At 70.8% G+C, this 19,618-nt stretch carries 16 protein-coding genes and 1 pseudogene; 13 read left to right on the top strand and 4 right to left on the bottom strand.

Annotated features, from left to right (window positions below; genetic code table 11):
- Positions 1-87: 87 nt before the first annotated feature.
- A pseudogene (locus QRN26_RS12550) lies at positions 88-573 on the bottom strand (DedA family protein); the annotation flags it as partial.
- A gap of 117 nt (positions 574-690) precedes the next feature.
- Here QRN26_RS12550 and QRN26_RS12545 point away from each other — a divergent pair.
- On the top strand, positions 691-1,611 hold the full coding sequence (locus tag QRN26_RS12545; protein WP_056012199.1) for an NADP-dependent oxidoreductase: 921 nt from the start codon (positions 691-693) through the stop codon (positions 1,609-1,611).
- On the opposite strand, the gene QRN26_RS12540 is transcribed toward QRN26_RS12545, so the two are convergent.
- Complete coding sequence (locus QRN26_RS12540; RefSeq protein WP_285037105.1) at positions 1,601-2,713, bottom strand: acyltransferase family protein; 1,113 nt, start codon at positions 2,711-2,713, stop codon at positions 1,601-1,603. The genes QRN26_RS12545 and QRN26_RS12540 overlap by 11 nt on opposite strands.
- A gap of 118 nt (positions 2,714-2,831) precedes the next feature.
- Between QRN26_RS12540 and QRN26_RS12535 the strand changes: the two genes are divergently transcribed.
- From QRN26_RS12535 to QRN26_RS12515, 5 genes are all read left to right on the top strand, one after another.
- Positions 2,832-3,914 (top strand): FUSC family protein, encoded by a 1,083-nt coding sequence (locus tag QRN26_RS12535; RefSeq protein WP_056012197.1) that lies wholly within the window; start codon positions 2,832-2,834, stop codon positions 3,912-3,914.
- A gap of 302 nt (positions 3,915-4,216) precedes the next feature.
- Complete coding sequence (locus tag QRN26_RS12530) at positions 4,217-6,508, top strand: polyribonucleotide nucleotidyltransferase (RefSeq protein WP_285037104.1); 2,292 nt, start codon at positions 4,217-4,219, stop codon at positions 6,506-6,508.
- A 194-nt stretch (positions 6,509-6,702) separates the two neighbouring features.
- The gene (pdhA, locus tag QRN26_RS12525) at positions 6,703-7,890 is read left to right on the top strand and encodes a pyruvate dehydrogenase (acetyl-transferring) E1 component subunit alpha (protein ID WP_285037103.1); all 1,188 of its coding nucleotides are present in this window, start codon (positions 6,703-6,705) and stop codon (positions 7,888-7,890) included.
- Positions 7,887-8,942 (top strand): alpha-ketoacid dehydrogenase subunit beta, encoded by a 1,056-nt coding sequence (locus QRN26_RS12520; protein WP_285037102.1) that lies wholly within the window; start codon positions 7,887-7,889, stop codon positions 8,940-8,942. The genes pdhA and QRN26_RS12520 overlap by 4 nt, the downstream gene beginning before the upstream one ends.
- Positions 8,939-10,234, top strand: a complete 1,296-nt coding sequence (locus QRN26_RS12515; protein WP_285037101.1) for a dihydrolipoamide acetyltransferase family protein — start codon at positions 8,939-8,941, stop codon at positions 10,232-10,234. Before QRN26_RS12520 ends, QRN26_RS12515 begins: the two co-directional genes overlap by 4 nt.
- 14 nt (positions 10,235-10,248) lie before the next feature.
- Here the strand turns inward: QRN26_RS12515 and QRN26_RS12510 are convergent, their stop codons facing one another.
- Complete coding sequence (locus QRN26_RS12510; RefSeq protein WP_285037100.1) at positions 10,249-10,884, bottom strand: TetR/AcrR family transcriptional regulator; 636 nt, start codon at positions 10,882-10,884, stop codon at positions 10,249-10,251.
- Between the two features lie 87 nt (positions 10,885-10,971).
- Here QRN26_RS12510 and QRN26_RS12505 point away from each other — a divergent pair, with 87 nt between their 5' ends.
- Entirely contained in the window at positions 10,972-11,349 is a 378-nt protein-coding gene (locus tag QRN26_RS12505; protein ID WP_056012186.1) for a VOC family protein, read from the top strand.
- A 15-nt stretch (positions 11,350-11,364) separates the two neighbouring features.
- Here QRN26_RS12505 and QRN26_RS12500 read toward each other — a convergent pair whose 3' ends face one another.
- The gene (locus QRN26_RS12500; protein WP_056781887.1) at positions 11,365-11,997 is read right to left on the bottom strand and encodes a TetR/AcrR family transcriptional regulator; all 633 of its coding nucleotides are present in this window, start codon (positions 11,995-11,997) and stop codon (positions 11,365-11,367) included.
- A gap of 105 nt (positions 11,998-12,102) precedes the next feature.
- Between QRN26_RS12500 and QRN26_RS12495 the strand changes: the two genes are divergently transcribed.
- The 6 genes from QRN26_RS12495 (at position 12,103) to QRN26_RS12470 (ending at position 19,566) form a co-directional block, all read left to right on the top strand.
- Positions 12,103-13,710, top strand: coding sequence for a carboxyl transferase domain-containing protein (locus QRN26_RS12495; protein WP_285037099.1), 1,608 nt, complete (start codon positions 12,103-12,105; stop codon positions 13,708-13,710).
- Positions 13,711-13,717: 7 nt separating this feature from the next.
- Entirely contained in the window at positions 13,718-15,796 is a 2,079-nt protein-coding gene (locus QRN26_RS12490; RefSeq protein ID WP_285037098.1) for an acetyl/propionyl/methylcrotonyl-CoA carboxylase subunit alpha, read from the top strand.
- On the top strand, positions 15,793-16,959 hold the full coding sequence (locus QRN26_RS12485) for an acyl-CoA dehydrogenase family protein (protein WP_285037097.1): 1,167 nt from the start codon (positions 15,793-15,795) through the stop codon (positions 16,957-16,959). The genes QRN26_RS12490 and QRN26_RS12485 overlap by 4 nt, the downstream gene beginning before the upstream one ends.
- Positions 16,960-16,966: 7 nt before the next feature.
- On the top strand, positions 16,967-17,482 hold the full coding sequence (locus tag QRN26_RS12480; RefSeq protein WP_056013371.1) for a MaoC family dehydratase: 516 nt from the start codon (positions 16,967-16,969) through the stop codon (positions 17,480-17,482).
- On the top strand, positions 17,479-18,321 hold the full coding sequence (locus QRN26_RS12475) for an HpcH/HpaI aldolase/citrate lyase family protein (protein ID WP_285037096.1): 843 nt from the start codon (positions 17,479-17,481) through the stop codon (positions 18,319-18,321). Before QRN26_RS12480 ends, QRN26_RS12475 begins: the two co-directional genes overlap by 4 nt.
- A 171-nt stretch (positions 18,322-18,492) precedes the next feature.
- Positions 18,493-19,566: an aldo/keto reductase gene (locus QRN26_RS12470; RefSeq protein ID WP_285037095.1), complete on the top strand. Its 1,074-nt coding sequence runs from the start codon at positions 18,493-18,495 to the stop codon at positions 19,564-19,566.
- The last annotated feature ends 52 nt before the right edge of the window (positions 19,567-19,618 follow it).

The following is a 19,618-nucleotide window of genomic DNA, read 5'->3' as shown; positions in this document are numbered from 1 at the left end:
ACCGAGGCCGACGGCGACGACGATCGAGACGGCGGTCGCCAGCACCGGCTGGTCCGGGAGGAAGCGACCGACGACGGCTCCGACGCCGACGTTCCACAGCGCCCAGGCGAGCCCCGCGAGGACGGTGATCGGGAGGTACCGACGGGGACGGAGCCCGCTCGCCCCCGCGACGAGGTTGACCGCGATGCGCGCGAAGGGGATGTAGCGCGCGGTGAGGATGGCTGCAGCGGCGCGGCGCTCGAGCGCGACGCCCGCACGGGCGATCGCACCGGCGACCCGTGGACGCCGCATCCAGGCGAACCGCGTGGTCCCGATCCGTCGTCCGAGGAGGTAGCAGGACACGTCGCCGGTCACGGCCCCCGCCCAGGCCACACCGACGAGGAGGGCGAGGTCCGGCGATCCGCTCGACGCCGAGATCGCGCCGAGCGCGGTGACCGCGGTCTCGCTCGGCAGGATGACGAGGAAGGCGTCGGCGACGGTGAGCAGGTACAGCGCCGGGAACACCCAGCCCGACGCGGCGATCTCGAGCAACCACGCCGTGATCGCCGTCTGCACCGCATCGACCCATCCCATGTCCGCGATTCTCGCTCGGCCGGGTGAACGGCGCGTGACGTCCCGAGTGGCCGGGGTGGTCGTCACCCGGGAAGCGTGTGAGCATGGAGGTCGGCGGAGGCCTGCGAAGGAGACATCATGGCGAGGTTCGTGCGATTCGACCGGTTCGGAGGCCCCGAGGTGTTCCACCTCGTCGAGGGCGACATCCCGGTGCCCGGTCACGACGAGGTCCGCGTCCGTGTGCTCGTCGCAGGCCTCAACCCCGTCGACCACAAGCTCGCGGCATCACCTGAAGCCCTCGCCTCATTCGGCCGGGACGTCCCGAGCGGGAACGGCAACGACTTCGCCGGCGTGGTGGACGGCCTCGGGAGCGGCGTCCAGGGGTTCGCGACGGGTGACCACGTGTACGGCGGACACCGGTTCCACGCGCAGGCGGACTTCCTCATCGCCCCGGCCGGCATCCTCCACCACGTGCCCGACGGGCTCACCATCGAGCAGGCCGGCGCGCTCGACATCGCCGGACGGGCGGCGATCGCGTCGGTCGACGCCGTCGGCGTCCAGCGGTCGGACACCGTGCTCGTGAGCGCGGCGGCCGGCGGGGTCGGCGTGCTCGCGGCGCAGCTCGCCCGCCGGCGCGGTGCGGTCGTGCTCGGCACCGCCGGTGCGGCCAACCAGGAGTTCCTCCACGGTCTCGGCATCATCCCCGTCCAGTACGGCGACGGTCTCCGCGAGCGCGTCCTCGAGGCCGCACCCGGCGGGATCACCGCCGTCATCGACACCCACGGACGGCCGACCCTCGAGCTCGCGCGCGACCTCGGTGTCGCCCCGGAGCGGGTGAACACCATCGCCGACCGCCCCTTCGCCGCCGAACACGGCTTCGGCGGCGTCGGCGGGCAAGCGGCGACGCAGACGGAGCTCGCGCAGCTGGGGCGGTGGATCGCGGAGGGGGAGATCGTGCTCCCGATCGACAGCGTGTGGCCGCTCGAACGGGTCGTCGACGCCTACCGCCATCTCATCGACGGTCACGTCCGCGGGAAGGTCGTCCTCGTCACCTCGTGACGTCGCGGCGGGAGCCCGTCGGATCGTTGCGCGGGGTCTCCGGGTCGAACGCCCGCTTCCGACTGAAGATCCAGGCCGCCCGGGGTTCGATGAGGGGGCGGGTGATCCGTCTGACCGGCGCACTGGACAGCACGATCACGATCACGACCGACAGCACCAGGAGGCCGACGAGGACGAGCTCGGGGTTGACGGTGTCCTTGAGGACGCCTGATTCGCGGAGCGGGTAGAGCACGAAGGAGTGCAGGAGATAGACGTACATCGTCGACTGGCCGTACCGCGTGATCCACGCATGGCGGCGGGGGACGAGCACGAAGAACGCGGCGGTGAGGACCACGGCGAGGAGGATCGCCGCGAGTCGGACCAGGCCGCCCGTGCCGTCCTCGTTCCCGAGCGCGGTGTAGCCCCGGTCGTAGAAGAACCAGTAGCGGAGGTCGATGCGCCGCCACAGGTCGATGCCCACGACCAGGACGACGGCCCAGACGACGAGCACGACGGCGGCCACGATGCGGACCCACCACGTCTTCGCGCGCACGAGGTGCCAGCGGTCCACGAGTCGCCACCGGTTGACCTGCCACCCGAGCACGAAGAACGGCAGGATCCCGAGCGCTCGGGACAGCGAGAACGTGCTGTCGACGTTGTCGAGGTACCCGACGCCGATCGAGATGAGGACGCTCCACAGCAGCGGCCACCGGAGGAGTGCCAGGTACGGCAGGACGAGCCGGAAGATGCCGAGCGCGAGGAGGAACCACAGCGTCCAGGACGGCTGCGTCGGGTTGAACGCGCGCTTGCCCTCGACGAGGAACTGCACGAGTGACCAGACGCCCTCCATGATGAGGTACGGCAGCAGGATGTCCGTGATCACCCGACGCATCTGCCGACGCCCGGGAGGGGAGGACTTCGAGAAGTACCCGCTGACGATCGCGAACGCCGGCATGTGGAAGGCGTACAGGAACAAGTAGACGACGAGTGCGGGGTCGGACTCGGAGGTCAGCCGCTGGACCGCGTGGCCCATCACCACGAGCGTGATGCAGGCGAAGCGGGCGTTGTCCCAGAACGGGACGCGTCGCTTCGGGCGAGCGGCTGCCGGCGCGGGATGCGTCAACGTCACCTCCTGGGGTCCGCTCCAGCGTAGCCGGAGGCTGCTCGCGCCACGGCCGGGCTCCGCGAGCTGCCGCTGAATGGCGTAGCGTTGCAGGGTTGCACGCGGAGGGGAGGACGAGATGGCCGAACGTGGTCTGAAGACCTCCCTCATCTCCTTCGCGCCGTCACCCAAACGATGGCCGGCCGCCCTGACGGCCGCGATCTCGATGGCCGTCCCGGTCGCCGTCGCCACGGCCGCCGGCGCGACCTCGCTCGGGCTGCTCGCCGGGCTCGGCGCGTTCACGGCGCTGTACTGCGTCCCCCTCAGTCGACGCGACCGCCTCCGGGTGCTGCCACTCATCGGTGTCGCGCTCGTCCTCGCCTCGGCGCTCGGCGTCTCGCTGTCCGGCTCCCGTCCGCTGACCGCGCTCGGGTTGCTCGTCGTCGGGGCGGCCGCGGTCTGGCTCGTCCAGGGGATCGTGCTCGGCCCGCCGGGGGCGCTGTTCTTCATCCTGGTGTTCGGCATCGCCGGGCATCTGAGCGCACCGACGGCGATCGGCGGTGCCGGGATCGACGGGCGCCTCGTGATCACCCTCGTGGCAGCCGGATCGCTCTTCGCCATCCTCGTCGTGGTGGTACCGCTCCTCGTGCCGGGCGTCCGTCGGGCCGCCGGGAAGCCGACCCCGATGCGGGTCCTGTTCCCGGAGTACCGCCTCAGCCCGTCGGACCGCAGGGTCGCCGTCCGGTTGACCGTGGCCCTGGCGTGCAGCGCGCTCCTCGGATACCTGCTCGGCCTCGGGCACGGGTACTGGATCGCGGGTTCCGCCGTCGCCATCCTGAGTGTCGGGCACTCCCGCACCCTGAGCGCGACCCGCGGCGTCCACCGGGTGCTCGGGACCCTGGTCGGCGCCGGGGTCTTCCTGCTCGTCGCGTCGCTCGAACCGCACGGCTACGTGCTCGCCCTGGTGTTGGCGGCGCTGCAGTTCACCATCGAGCTCGTGGTGATCCGGCATTACGCCCTGGCGCTCGTGTTCATCACGCCGCTCGTCCTCGTCATCAGCACGTCCTCGTCACGGTCGCCGGTCCTCGCGGTGGTGGGGGAGCGGGTCCTCGACACCCTCATCGGGGCTGCCGTCGCCATGGTGCTGCTGGTGGCGTCCTGGGGACTCGACCGGCGGAACCGCCGGGCGGCCGGGCCCGGCGGAACCCCGCCCGTCACCTGAGCATCCGTGTCGTGCCGGGCTTCCAGGAGGGCCCCTCTGCTAGGCTCGTCCACGGTGGACCGTCACAGGTCCGCCGCGCGCAGAGCCAGCCGACAGGAAGCTGGTCCTCGGTGGTGTATCCCTCGCGATCCGCGGGTGGTGTTCTACTGGTGGCCAGCCAAGTCCCGGAAGACCGGGCGGCTTGAGCAAGTACTGCGGCTGCGTTGCGCGCTGCATCATGCACGACCGCGCTCGACGGCGCGTCCATTCGGGGCGCGCGGCCCGTCACTCAACGGGAGCGCACACGTACGAAGGAGAGACCTGTGGAAGGTCCAGAAATCAAGTTCGCCGAGGCCGTTCTCGACAACGGCAAGTTCGGCAAGCGCACGGTCCGGTTCGAAGCCGGCCGCCTCGCGCAGCAGGCACAGGGCGCGATCGCCGCGTACCTCGACGAGGAGACCATGCTCCTCTCGGCCACCTCGGCCGGAAAGCACCCCAAGGACAACTTCGACTTCTTCCCCCTCACGGTGGACGTCGAGGAGCGCTCCTACGCCGCCGGCAAGATCCCCGGTTCGTTCTTCCGTCGTGAGGGCCGCCCCTCGACCGAGGCGATCCTCGTCTGCCGCCTCATCGACCGGCCGCTGCGCCCGTCGTTCGTGACCGGCCTCCGCAACGAGGTCCAGATCGTCATCACCGTCCTCTCGATCGCTCCGGGTGAGTTCTACGACGCCCTGGCCATCAACGCCGCGTCGATGTCCACCCAGATCTCGGGCCTGCCGTTCTCCGGCCCGATCGGTGCCGTCCGTCTCGCGCTCATCCCCGGCCAGGCCGGCGAGTCCGACCAGTGGGTCGCGTTCCCGAAGGTCGACCAGCTCGAGGAGGCCGTCTTCGACATCATCGTCGCCGGTCGTATCGTGACGGACGCCAACGGCAACGAAGACGTCGCGATCATGATGGTCGAGGCCGAGGCCACCGAGAACAGCTGGAACCTCATCAAGGGCGGCGCCACGAAGCCCGACGAGGCGGTCGTCGCGGCCGGTCTCGAGGCCTCCAAGCCGTTCCTCAAGCAGCTCGTGAAGGCGCAGAGCGAACTCGCCGCCCAGGCTGCCAAGGAGATCGCGGCCTACCCCGTGTTCCTCCCGTACACGCAGGAGAGCTACGACGCCGTCGCCGGTCTCGCTCACGACGAGCTCGTGAACGTCTACCAGATCGCCGACAAGATCGAGCGCCAGAACGCCGACGACGCCCTCAAGGATCGCGTCAAGGCGACCATCGCCGAGCGCGTCGAGGCCGGTTCGCTCGACGCCGAGGTGCTCGCGCAGTTCTCCGCCGCGTACAAGTCCGTCTCGAAGGTCGTCATGCGTGGCCGTGTGCTCCGCGAGGGCATCCGTATCGATGGCCGTGGCCTGACCGACATCCGTCCGCTCGACGCCGAGGTGCAGGTCATCCCGCGCGTCCACGGTTCCGCGATCTTCCAGCGCGGCGAGACCCAGATCCTGGGTGTCACCACGCTGAACATGCTGAAGATGGAGCAGCAGATCGACTCGCTGTCCCCGGTCACGAAGAAGCGCTACCTGCACCACTACAACTTCCCGCCCTACTCGACCGGTGAGACCGGCCGGGTCGGTTCGCCGAAGCGTCGCGAGATCGGGCACGGCTTCCTCGCCGAGCGCGCCCTCGTGCCGGTGCTGCCGAGCCGCGAGGAGTTCCCCTACGCGATCCGTCAGGTCTCCGAGGCCCTCGGGTCCAACGGTTCCACCTCGATGGGTTCCGTCTGCGCCTCGACCCTGTCGCTGCTGAACGCCGGTGTGCCGCTGCGCGCACCCGTCGCCGGTATCGCCATGGGCCTCATCTCCGACGTCGTCGACGGCGAGACCCGCTACGCGGCCCTCACCGACATCCTCGGCGCCGAAGACGCCCTGGGCGACATGGACTTCAAGGTCGCCGGTACCTCCGAGTTCGTCACGGCCATCCAGCTCGACACGAAGCTCGACGGCATCCCGACCTCGGTCCTGACCGGTGCGCTCCAGCAGGCCAAGGACGCCCGCACCACGATCCTCTCCGTGCTGAACGCGGCGATCGACGCTCCCGACGAGATGGCGCCGACCGCGCCTCGCGTCATCAGCGTCCAGATCCCCGTCGACAAGATCGGTGAGCTGATCGGCCCGAAGGGCAAGACGATCAACTCCATCCAGGACGAGACCGGCGCCGACATCTCCATCGAGGAGGACGGCACCGTGTACATCGGCGCTGTCGACGGTCCGTCGGCCGAGGCCGCTCGCGCCCAGGTCAACGCGATCGCCAACCCGACCAACCCGGAGGTCGGCGAACAGTTCCTCGGAACCGTCGTCAAGATCGCCGCGTTCGGCGCGTTCGTCTCGCTGCTCCCGGGCAAGGACGGCCTGCTGCACATCTCCGAGGTCCGCAAGCTCGCCGGTGGCAAGCGTGTGGAGAACGTCGAAGACGTGCTCGGCGTCGGCCAGAAGATCCTCGTGGAGATCACGAAGATCGACGACCGCGGCAAGCTGTCGCTCGCTCCGGTCGTCGCCGACGAGGCCGACACGCACGGCAGCGACGCTGCCAGCGAAGGCCCTGAGGCTCCCGCCGAAGGCTGATCGACCCCGTACCGACAGAACGCCCGTCCCGCTCATGCGGGGCGGGCGTTCTGCCGTCGGTGGGAGTGTCGACGGTTGAGGGGCGCGACGATCCGGCGTAGCCTCGGACCACCTCGCGATGACGCGAGGGCACGGCACCGCTCACGAGGCACCGCCGTGCGGTCACCGAACTCAAGGCGGCGTGCATCGTGTCGATGGAGACTCACACCCAATTCCCGCAGGATCCGGACGGAGCGGGAGGTGATGCACGCGACAGGTCTCCGGAGGATCAGGCGGTCAGGGGCCCGGGCCCGTCGGACCTCGTCCAGCTGATCGATCCTGACGGACACCGCCGGGAGGACGCACTCTACGACCTCTTCGTCGCCGACCTCGGGCCGGACGAGCTCCTCGGTCTGTACGAGGACATGGTGGTCAGCCGCCGGATCGACACCGAGGCGACCGCCCTGCAGCGACAGGGGGAGATCGGCCTCTGGCCGCCGTTGCTCGGGCAGGAGGCGGCGCAGGTCGGCTCGGCCCGCGTCCTGCGGCCGGACGACTTCGTCTTCACGAGCTATCGCGAGCAGGCGGTCGCCTACTGCCGGGGCGTCGAACTCGACCAGTTGATGGCCATGTGGCGCGGGACGGCCCTCTCGGGCTGGGACCCGTACGAGGTCGGGATGGCGACACCCGCCGTCATCATCGGCGCGCAGACACTGCATGCGACGGGCTACGCCATGGGCTGCCAGCGCGACGGCGCGGATGCCGTCGCCGTCGCCTACTTCGGTGACGGTGCCACGAGTCAGGGCGACGTCAGCGAGGCCCTCGTCCTGGCCGCGAGCTTCCGTGCACCCGTCGTCTTCGTCTGCCAGAACAACCAGTACGCGATCTCCGAGCCGGTGGGGCTGCAGGCGCAGCGCCCCATCGCGGAGCGGGCGCCGGGGTTCGGTGTGCCGAGCATGCGCGTCGACGGCAACGACGTGCTGGCCGTCACTGCGGCGATGCGCATCGCGGTGGACCGTGCCCGCTCCGGCGGCGGTCCGACCTTCATCGAGGCTGTGACGTACCGGATGGGGCCGCACACCACCTCCGACGACCCGACCCGGTATCGCGACGAGGCCGAGGTGGCCTCGTGGCGGGCGAAGGACCCCATCGTCCGGGTGGAACGGTTGCTCGACGCGGCCGGGGTCCTCGATGAGTCGGCTCGTGCACGGGTGGCCCGGGTCGCCGACGATGCCGCCGCACGGGTCCGTGCCGGGTGTCTCGCGCTGCAGGCGCCGGATCCGCTCTCGGTGTTCGACGAGGTCTACACGACGCCGCATCCGGTCCTCGAACGCCAACGGGACGAGTACCGCTCCTACCTCGAGTCGTTCGACGGCGCCGACGGGACAGGAGTCGTGCGATGACGACGCTGACCCTGAGCAAGGCGATCAACACCGGTCTCCACCATGCCCTCGCCGACGACGACCGCGTCCTCCTCCTCGGCGAGGACATCGGCCGTCTCGGCGGCGTGTTCCGGGTCACGGACGGCCTGCAGGCCGAGTTCGGGGCCGACCGCGTCATCGACATGCCGCTCGCGGAGTCGGCGATCATCGGTGCGGCCGTCGGACTCGCCTTCCGTGGTTTCCGGCCGGTGTGCGAGATCCAGTTCGACGGGTTCATCTACCCGGGGTTCGACCAGATCGTGGCGCAGTTGGCCAAGCTGCACTACCGCACGCGCGGGGCCGTGCGGATGCCCGTCACCATCCGGGTCCCCTACGGCGGGGGTATCGGCGCGGTCGAGCACCACTCCGAGTCGCCCGAGGCGTACTTCGCCCATACGGCCGGCCTCCGGGTGGTCACCTGCTCGGACCCGCAGGACGCGCACACGATGATCCGCCAGGCGATCGCCTGCGACGATCCGGTGCTGTTCTTCGAGCCGAAACGGCGGTACTGGACGAAGGGTGAGGTGCTCGAGGACCTGCCGACCGATCCGCTGGCCTTCACGCACGCTCGGACCGTCCGCTCGGGCCGTGACGCGACCCTGGTCGCCTACGGGCCGCTCGTGCAGACCGCGCTCGACGCCGCGGAGGCGGCTGCGGACGAGGGTGTCGACCTCGAGGTGATCGACCTGCGCTCCCTCGCCCCGATCGACGTCGACGCCGTCGTGGCGTCCGTCGAGAAGACCGGACGGCTCGTCGTCGCCCATGAGGCGCAGCGCTCCGGCGGGATCGGCGCCGAACTGGCAGCGACGATCACGGAACGCTGCTTCGACGTGCTCGAGGAGGCCCCGGTGCGGGTGACGGGATTCGACACGCCCTACCCGGCGTCGGCCCTCGAGGACCATTTCCTCCCGGACCTCGACCGCATCCTCGACGGCGTGGACCGGGCGATGGGGCGCCGGTCGTCGGTGCCGTCGTCCACCGGTCGGGCCCCGGCGCGGACCGCTGCGACGACGGACGAGGAGGGACGACGATGAAGCGCTTCTCCCTGCCCGACCTCGGCGAAGGGCTCACCGAGAGCGAACTCGTCTCCTGGCGCGTCGCCGTCGGCGACCACGTCGACCTCAACCAGGTGATCGCCGAGGTCGAGACCGCGAAAGCGCTCGTGGAACTGCCGGCACCGACCGCGGGCGTGGTCACCCGTCTCCATGTCGAACCGGGGACGACCGTGCTCGTCGGCGAGGCGCTCGTCGACTTCGCTCCGGACGGGGAAGGCACCTCGCCGGAACCCGGGTCCGAAGCGCCGGCGGTCGACCGTCCGTCCCCGGCCGGGGATCGCGAGCCCGTCCTCGTCGGCTACGGCCCGCGGACGTCGAGCGGGGAGCGGCCTCGGCGGCGCGCCAGGGCGTCGGCCGACGACCCGGTCGTCGTCTCCGTTCCCCGTCCTGCGACGCGTCCGCGCGCGACACCGCCGGTCCGTCGGCTCGCCCGCGATCTCGGAGTCGACCTCGGCAGCCTCGTCGGCACCGGCGTCGGAGGCCGGGTCCTCAGGGAGGAGGTGGAGCTGGCGGCGGGCGCTTCGTCGGGGTCGTCCCCGGTCGTACCGACTCGCGTCACGGTGTCGGATGACGGCTCCGTCCGGCGACCGATCACCGGGGTGCGACGACGAACCGCGGAGGCCATGGTGAGCAGCGCGTTCACGGCACCGCACGTGACGGAGTTCCTGACCGTCGACGTGACGCCGACGATGACGTTGCTGGACGCGCTCGCCCACTCGCCCCGCACCGGCGACCACCGGGTCAACATCCTCACGGTCCTCGCCAAGGCGGTGTGCATCGCCGTCAGACGCACGCCGGCGGTCAACGCCAGCTGGGACGAGGCGGCGGGCGAGATCGTCGAGTACGCGCATGTCGGACTCGGGATCGCCGCGGCCACTCCGAGAGGACTCCTCGTGCCCAACATCGCGCGCGCGGACGAGCTCAGCCTGTTCGACCTCGCCGACGCCGTGTCGAGCCTTGTCCGGACGGCGCGGGAGGGCCGGACCACCCCGGCCGAGTTGCGTGGTGGCACCATCACGATCTCCAACGTCGGCGTCTTCGGTGTCGACGCGGGGACGCCCATCCTGAACCCGGGGGAGGCGGCGATCATCGCCCTCGGTGCGGTCCGTCGTCTCCCGTGGGAGTTCGAGGGGCAGGTCGCGTTGCGGCAGGTCGTGACGCTGTCGCTGTCGTTCGACCACCGGCTCATCGACGGGGAGCAGGGGTCGCGGTTCCTCGTCGACCTCGGGACGATGCTCGCCGATCCCGCCATGGTGCTGACGATGGTGTGATCGTCGGGCGGCGCTCAGATGCCGCGGTCGACCAGGTCCAGCAGGTGTTCCGTCGCGAACTCGACGGTCGCCTCGTCGAGGCCTCTGAGCGGGCCGTCGATGATGAGCATGCCGAGTCCATGCACCGACGACCAGGCGAGGAGTTCGGCGCCTGGTCGTCGTGCGGGCGGGAGCACGCCCGTCTCGGCGAGCTCGTCGAGCACGCCGGCCAGGGTCTGGAAGGGGGTCTGGCCGGAGGCGCCCCGCTTGCCGACGCTCATCGCCTCGTTCAAGTCGTGCGGCACCGAGAAGGCCGCCCGGAAGAGGCCTGGCTCCTCGCGCGCGAATTGCAGGTAGCCGGTGCCGACCGCGCGCAGTCGCAGCCGCGCGTCCGCGGGGGCGGAACCCGTCGGTTCCACGGCCGCGAGGGCGGTGGCCATGCGGTCGGCGGCGAGTCCCTGCGCGGTGTCGGAGACGGCCTGGACGAGTGCGTCGCGGTCGGCGAAGTGGCGGTAGGCGGCGTTCGGTGAGACGCCGGCGCGTCGGGTCGCCTCCCGCAGCACGACGGCGTCGGGTCCGCCCTGTCTGGCCATCTCGACGCCGGCCTCGAGCAACGCCTGGCGGAGATCGCCGTGCCGGTAGGTGCTTCGTGCCGGTGCGGGAACGCTCATGGGTTCCATTCTGTCGCGCCGCTCTGGACGGATCGCGCGGGACGTGGCATTGTGCACAGTGTACACATCGAAGCGGAGGAGCGGCTCATGGTCTCGTACACGGATGTCTTCAGTGGATTCTCGGTCGACGACATCGACGCGGCCAGGTCGTTCTACCGCGATGTCCTCGGCCTCTCCGTCGCCGACAACGCGATGGGGTTCCTCGACCTGTCGCTCCCTGCGGGCGGGTCGGTCCTCGTCTACGGCAAGCCCGACCACGTGCCGGCGTCCTTCACCGTCCTCAACTTCGCAGTCGCGGACATCGATGCGGCGGTCGACGAGCTGAACGCGCGCGGCGTGGTGACGAAGCTCTACCCGGACGAGCAGCTCCCGACCGACCCGAAGGGCATCATGCGCGGGAACGGGCCGGACATCGCCTGGTTCACCGACCCGGCGGGCAACGTGTTGTCGGTGCTCTCCGACTGAGGCCGGGCGGCCGGTTCACGGGGTGCTCAGTGCCGCGACGGCCATCCGCTCGAGGGTCGAGCGCATCGCGTCCCGGTCGACCGCGCCGGCGTCGTTCCGCCCGAGCGAGGCGCTGTGCGGCGTGGAGTTGATGAGACCGAAGCCCGCGAGGGCCCGGATCCGGAGGGCTGCTGTGGAGGTGGACGGGTGCAGGGCGTGCAACACGTCCACCCACCGTTCGACGTACCGGCGTTGCAGGGTGCGGACGGTGCGACGGTCGTCGGGGGCGAGGCTGTCGAGATCGTGGTCCTGGATGCGGATGACGTCCGGGTGTTCGAGGGCGAAGGCCACGTGGAAGGACACGAGCGCGTGCAGCGCCTGCCCGGCATCCGGAGACCGTTCGACCTCGGCCGTCCCTCCGTCCAGGAGGTCCTGACTCACCCCGACGAGGAGCGCGGCGAGCACCGCCTGCTTGCTGACGAAGTGGCGGTAGACGGCGGGCCCGCTCATGCCCACCGCGGCGCCGAGGTCCTCCATCGACACCCCGGAGAAGCCGCGCTCGGCGAAGAGTCCGGCCGCCGACCGGAGGAGGGCCGCCCGGCGGGCCGCCTTGGCCTCCGAGCGTCCGACGCGTGTGGTGGGCGACGACGACGGCTCGTGGTTCGACATCGGGCCTCCGCGGGGTGGACATTTTCAGTGAATGAAGCGTAACCTCTGTTTCAGTGAGTGTTCAGTAACTGAATTCCCACACCGTCGACGACGACAGGAGCCGGAGTGTCCAAGCTCACGAGCAGCGCGGATCCCACCGCAGCACGATTCCGGGATCAGGAGGCCGCGCAACGCGCGCTGTCACGGACGCTCACGGAGCGGCTCGCCGCGACCGCGATCGGCGGTCCCGCCTCGTCGCGGGCCCGCCACGTCGCCCGCGGGAAGCTGCTGCCCAGGGAGCGTGTGGACCGTCTGCTCGACGAGGGCAGCCCCTTTCTGGAGATCGCGCCGCTCGCGGCCGACGGGATGTACGACGGGGCCAGTCCCGGCGCAGGCGTCATCGCCGGGATCGGACTCGTCCACGGCCGCCACGTGCTCGTCGTCTCGAACGACGCGACCGCGAAGGGCGGCTCCTACTTCCCGATGACGGTCAAGAAGCACCTGCGGGCGCAGGAGATCGCCGCCGCCAACCGGCTTCCCTGCCTCTACCTCGTCGACTCCGGCGGCGCGAACCTGCCGAGGCAGGACGAGGTGTTCCCCGATCGCGACCACTTCGGACGCATCTTCTTCAACCAGGCGCGGATGTCGGCGGCCGGTATCCCACAGCTCGCCGCCGTGCTCGGCTCCTGTACCGCCGGCGGTGCGTACGTGCCGGCGATGAGCGACGAGAACGTCATCGTCCGCGGACAGGGCACGATCTTCCTCGGAGGCCCGCCGCTCGTGAAGGCGGCGATCGGCGAAGTCGTGACCCCGGAGGAACTCGGCGGGGGAGCACTCCACGCGCGGGTCTCGGGGGTCACCGACCATCTCGCGGACGACGACGCCCACGCGCTCGACATCCTCCGGGAGGCGGTGGCGACCCTCCCGCCACCGCACGAGCGAGCCTGGGCGGTCCGTCCGAGCGTCCCGCCCGCCGTGCCCGAGTCGGAGTTGTACGGCGTCGTCCCGGTGGAACTGCAGACCGCCTACGACGTCCGCGAAGTGATCGCACGCCTGGTCGACGGCAGCGAGTTCTCCGAGTTCAAACGTGAGTACGGCGACACCCTCGTCACCGGGTTCGCGCACCTGCACGGCCACCCCGTCGCCATCGTCGCCAACAACGGGGTGCTCTTCAGCGAGTCCGCGCTGAAGGGTGCGCACTTCATCGAACTGGCGGACCAACGGGGCATCCCGCTGCTGTTCCTGCAGAACCTCTCCGGGTTCATGGTGGGCAGCGACGCCGAGGCGGGCGGGATCGCGAAACACGGCGCGAAGATGGTGACCGCTGTCGCGACCACCCGGGTGCCGAAGCTCACGGTCGTGATCGGCGGTTCCTTCGGCGCCGGGAACTACTCCATGTGCGGTCGCGCCTACGACCCGCGCTTCCTCTGGATGTGGCCGGGGTCACGGATCTCGGTCATGGGCGGACCGCAGGCGGCGAGCGTCCTCGCGACCGTCAAGCGCGATCAGCTGGAGGCCAGAGGCGAGGAGTGGACGACCGAGGCCGAGGCGGCGTTCCGGGCGCCGATCCTCGCCGACTTCGAGGAGCAGGGGAACCCGTACTACTCGACGGCGAGGCTGTGGGACGACGGCATCATCGACCCCACGCAGACCCGCACCGTCCTCGGACTCGCGCTCGAGGTGTGTTCCCGGGCCCCGCTCCCCGACCCCGGCTTCGGCCTCTTCAGGATGTGACGGCACCATGACCGAGACGTCGAACCGCCCGGGCACCCTGCTCGAGCGCCCGTTCCGGACCGTGCTCGTCGCGAACCGCGGAGAGATCGCCTGCCGCGTCATCCGCAGCCTCCGAGCCATGGGTGTCGAGAGCGTCGCCGTCTACAGCGACGCGGACCGTGACGCCCCGCACGTCCGCCTCGCCGACCGTGCGGTCCGGATCGGACCGGCGGTCGCCTCCGAGAGCTACCTCGACGTCGCAGCCGTCGTCGGCGCCGCCCTGGCGACCGGAGCGGAGGCGGTGCACCCCGGCTACGGCTTCCTGTCCGAGCAACCGGCCCTCGCACGGGCGCTCGCCGCAGCCGGGATCGTCTTCATCGGACCCGACGAACGGGCGCTCGAGCTCATGGGGGACAAGATCCGGGCCAAGGACCACGTCGCCGCCCGAGGGGTGCCGATCATCGAGGGCGTCGCCGATCCCTCGCTCGACGACGACGCGCTCGCCGCGGCCGGCATCGCGATCGGGTTCCCGCTCATCGTCAAGCCGGCGGGCGGCGGCGGTGGCAAGGGCATGCAGGTGGTGGAGCGCGCCGAGGAGCTGTCCGCTGCGATCGCCTCGGCTCATCGGGTCGCCCAAGCCGCCTTCGGTGACCCGACGCTGCTCCTCGAACGGTTCGTCACGAGGCCCCGGCACATCGAGGTGCAGGTGCTCGCCGACGCCCACGGGACCGTCCTCCATCTCGGCGAACGCGAGTGCTCGCTCCAGCGTCGACACCAGAAGGTCGTCGAGGAGTCGCCGTCGCCCCGCATCGACGCCGGTCAGCGGGCACGGCTCGGTGAGGCCGCCTGCACCGTCGCACGGAGTGTGGGGTACCGGGGCGTCGGCACGGTCGAGTTCCTCGTCGCCGACGACCGGCCGGACGAGTTCGCCTTCCTCGAGATGAACACCCGGCTGCAGGTGGAGCATCCGGTCACCGAGCTCGTCACGGGTCTCGACCTCGTGGAGTGGCAGGTGCGTGTCGCCGCGGGACAACCACTCGAGCTCACCCAGGACGACATCGTGCTCACCGGTCACGCGGTGGAGGCCCGGCTGTACGCCGAGGACCCGGCGAGCGGCTTCCTGCCGCAGACCGGGGTGCTCGAACGGGTCCACCTGCCCTCTGGGCCCGGCGTCCGGGTGGACGGCGGCATCGCGGAGGGGCAGTTCGTCGGACCCTGGTACGACCCCATGCTGGCGAAGATCGTGTGTTGGGCACCGGACCGCGAATCGGCCCTGCGTCGACTCGACGCGGCTCTCGCGGCGACGATCGTGTTCGGCGTCCGGACGAACCTCGGCTTCCTGCGCCGCCTCGTCACCGATACGGAGGTGGTCGAGGGACGCCTGCACACCGGTCTCATCGCCGAACTCCTCGCCGAGTCGCCGGTGACCGCACCGGACGACCGTGCCCTGGCGGCGGCGGCGCTCGCCGAACTGGACGACCGCGCCGTCGCCCTGGCCGATCGCGCCGGCACGCTCGGCACGCCGTGGTCCGACGCCGGAGGCTGGCGGCTCAGCGGTGCCGCGCCGTCGCGGGTCCATCTGCGGACCGATGACGGACGCCGGGTCCGGGTGGACGTCCTCGGCCCGAGCGACGACGCCCGGGTCACGGTCGCCGAGGCCGAACCCGTCCATGCGGCCGTCCTCGCACAGACGGACCGCGCCTGGCGCTTCGAGCACGGCGGGACCAGTGTCCCGTTCGAGACCATGCGTATCGGCGACGAGCGCTGGACCGCTCTCGACGGCGTCATCGGCGTCGTCGCGGTCGTCCCACGCGACGCCGTGCCGTCAGCGGGGGCCGCATCGGCACCCGGCGCCGTCGAGCCGGACGTCCGGACCCCGATGCCCGGCACTGTCACGGCCGTCCACGTCACGAGCGGCGACGACGTCGCGGTCGGACAATCGCTCGTCACCGTCGAGGCGATGAAGATGGAGCACCTCCTCACCGCGCCCGCAGCCGGCGTCGTCACCGTCCATGTCACCACGGGCGGCACGGTCGCCACCCGCCAATCGGTCGCGACGATCGCCGCGGACCCCGTCGCAGCACCCACGAACGGAGCACCAGTATGAACACCGAGCTCAGCCCGGAGCACCAGCGGATCGTCGACACGGTGAAGGCCTTCGCCGACGAGGTCGTCGCGCCCGCCGCCTACCAGTACGACACCGAGCGACGGCTGCCGTACGACATCATCGCGCAGATGGGGGAGCTCGGACTCTTCGGGCTCCCGTTCCCGAAGGAGCTCGGCGGCGGCGGCATGGACTACTTCGCCCTCTGTCTCGCCGTCGAACAGCTCGGACGTGTCGACCAGAGCATCGGCGTCACCCTCGAGGCCGGCGTCGGACTCGGCGCCATGCCCATCTACCTGTACGGCACCGACGCACAGCGTGAGGAGTGGATCCCGCAGCTCGCGAGCGGGAAGGCGCTCGCCGCCTTCGGGCTGACGGAGGCCAGAGCCGGCAGTGACGCGGGCGCGACCGAGACCACCGCGCAGCTGGTCGACGGGGAGTGGGTCATCAACGGGACGAAGCAGTTCATCACGAACTCGGGCAGCGAGATCACGCGGCTGGTCACGGTCACAGCGGTCACGGGGGAGCGGACCCGCGCCGACGGGCGGGTGACCAAGGAACTCTCCTCCATCCTCGTCCCGGTACCGACGTCCGGCTTCACCGCGCTGCCCCCGTACGACAAGGTCGGCTGGCACACCTCGGACACGCACCCCCTGGTGTTCGACGACGTGCGGGTCCCCGAGGCCAACCTCCTGGGCGAGCGCGGTCGTGGCTACGCCAACTTCCTGTCGGCGCTCGACGGCGGACGGATCGCGGTCGCCGCCCTCGCGGTGGGGGCGGCCCAGGGCTGCCTCGAGGAGGCCGTCCGCTACGCGAAGGAACGGGTCGTCTTCGGGCGCCCGATCGGCGACAACCAGTGGATCGCCTTCCGGATCGCGAAGATGCAGGCGCGGGTCCACACCGCCAGGCAGGCCTACTACGACGCCGCTTCGCGCATGCACCGCGGAACGCCGTACAAGATGGAGGCCTCCATCGCCAAGATGGTCGCCGGGGAGGCCGCCATGGACAACGCGCGGGACGCGACCCAGATCTTCGGCGGCTACGGGTTCCTCAACGAGAACCCGGTCGCGAGGCACTACCGCGACTCGAAGATCCTCGAGATCGGTGAGGGCACCACCGAGGTGCAGCTCATGATCATCGCCCGTGAACTCGGCTTCGCGTCCTGAGATGACCATGACGGACGAACGTGCACCGCAGGACGGACCCGAGGACGGTCCCGGCCCGGTCGTCGAGCAGCGCGGGCTGTTCTTCGAGGAGTTCGCGGTCGGCACGATCTACCGCCACCGACCGGGACGCACCATCACCGAAGCGGACAACGTGCTCTTCTCGACCCTCACCATGAACGGGCAGTCGCTGCACCTCGACGCCGCCTGGTCCGCCACGCAACCCTTCGGCGAGCGACTCGTGAACTCGATGCTCACCCTCTCGACCATCGTCGGACTCTCGGTGGCGCAGCTCACGGAGGGCACCATCGTGGCCAACCTCGGCTTCACGGAGGTCGCCTTCCCCCGGCCCATGCACCATGGGGACACGCTCTACGCCGAGACACTGGTCCGAGCCAAGCGGCCGTCGGCGTCACGACCGGGGGAAGGGCTCGTCACGCTCGTGCACACCGGACGGAACCAGGACGGTGTCGTCGTCGCCACCGCGACCCGGACGACACTCGTCCGCCGCCTGGACGCACGATGACCGCGGCATCCCTGTCGCTGGGACCGGCGATCCTCTTCGTCCCCGCCGACCGACCCGACCGGTTCGCCAAGGCCGCAGACCGCGCCGACACCGTCATCCTCGACCTCGAGGACGCCGTCGCGCCGGCCGACAAACCCGCTGCCCGTCGGGCGATCGTCGAGCACCCGCTCGATCCCGCACGGACGATCGTCCGCGTCGACCCGGTCGGCACGGACGAGTTCGCCTCCGACGTCGCCGCGGTCTCGTCCACCCGCTACCGGACCGTGATGCTGGCGAAGACGGAGACCACGGCGCAGCTCGACGAGCTCGCCGACGCGATCCCCGGCGTCCGCATCCTCGCGCTCTGCGAGACCGCGGCCGGCGTGGTGCGCGCCCCGGCGCTCGCCGGACACCCGTCGGTGGTCGGACTCATGTGGGGGTCCGAGGACCTCGTCGCGTCGTTGGGCGGTACGAGCAGCCGCCGCGACGACGGCGGCTATCGCGACGTCGTGCGCCACGCGAGGTCGTCGGTGCTGCTCGCCGCCGGAGCGGCCGGGGTGGTGGCCGTCGATGCGGTCCACCTCGACCTCGACGACCTCGCCGGGCTCGCGGCGGAGGCCGCGGACGCCGCCGCCGTCGGGTTCGTCGGCTCGGCCTGTATCCACCCGGGACAGGTCACGACGATCCGTGCCGCCTACCGTCCCGACGCCCGGACGGTGGCCGCGGCCAGGTCGCTCCTCGAGGCCGCGGCGGGGGAGCGCGGGGTGTTCCGCCACGAGGGGCGCATGATCGACGAGCCCCTCCTGCGGCACGCTCGTTCGGTCCTCGCGCGAGCCGGGACCCCGGTCGACGGGCGGTGATCCGGCACCGTCCGGAATCGTTACGAATCAGTTGCCACACGGGCGTGATGTCGTCCCGCGGAAGGCGCCCGTCTCCTCTAGCCTGGTGACAAGCACCGGCACCTCGCGCAACGCTCGGAACCCGGCGGTGCAGCGCGTCATCGGTCGGTCGGACCGAGAGAGGGGCAGGGGATGCCACACCTCTGGCGCTCGTCGAGCACCCGTGGCAGTTCGCTGTTGAGCGGGGAGAGCGTCGGCGACGACACGGCACCCCAACCCGAGCAGCGGGTCCCGCACCCGTCGTTCCCGACGCCCGTCCAGGGTGCCGACGCCGACGGCGTGCCGAGGCGCAGGATCGGCGACTCCGAGCTGTCGGTCTTCCCGGTCGTCCTGGGCGGCAGCGTGTTCGGCTGGACGGTCGACCCGGACACGACGACGGACATCCTCGACCGTTTCCACGACGCCGGCGGCAACATGGTCGACACCGCCGACAGCTACGCGGGCGGCCGCAGTGAGATTCTCATCGGCAACTGGATGCGCAAGCGCGGCAACCGCGACGACATGGTCGTCGCGACGAAGATCGGGCGCCACCCGGATTACCCCGGTCTCGGTTCGGTGAGCATCATCCGGGCGGTCGAAGCGGCCCTCGAGCGCCTGCAGACCGACCACATCGACCTGCTGTCCTTCCACGACGACGACCCGAGCGTGCCCCTCGCCGACAGCCTCGGCACGGTCGACTGGCTCATCGAGAGCGGCAAGGTCCGGTACCTCGGCACCTCGAACACGACGCCGGAACGGCTCATGGAGGCACGGATCCTCTCGGCGAGCGGGTTCACCCAGTTCGTCGCCCTCGAGACGCACTACAGCCTCATGCACCGCGAACCGTACGAGAGCACCCTCGCGCTCGTCGCGACGGCGCAGCACCTCGGTGTCCTGCCGTACTTCGCGCTCGCGAACGGCTTCCTCACGGGGCGCTACCGGAGCCGGTCCGACCTCGATCCCAGCACCCGCGGCAGCCGCGCCGCGACGCACCTCCACCGTCGCGGACTCCGCGTCCTGCACGTCCTCGACGAGATCGCTGCGGAGAACCGGTGCTCCGTCGCTTCGGCCGCCCTCGCCTGGGCCATGTCACGTCCGGGCGTCGTCGCCCCGATCGCGAGCGCCTCACAGCCGGCCCACGTCGACTCGCTCATCGCGGCGGCGGACGTCCGGTTGAGCCGCGGGCAGATCCTCGAACTGGACCGTGTCTCCGGACGCCTGCGCTGACGCCTTCCCGAGGCGCTCCGGCTCGGACGCCGGCGCGCGACGCCCGGGAACC

The organism is Plantibacter sp. ME-Dv--P-095 (genome assembly GCF_030209365.1).
Taxonomy (GTDB): Bacteria; Actinomycetota; Actinomycetes; order Actinomycetales; family Microbacteriaceae; genus Plantibacter.
Note: the sequence above shows the minus strand (reverse complement) of the source record. Positions and strands in the feature narration are given on the sequence as shown.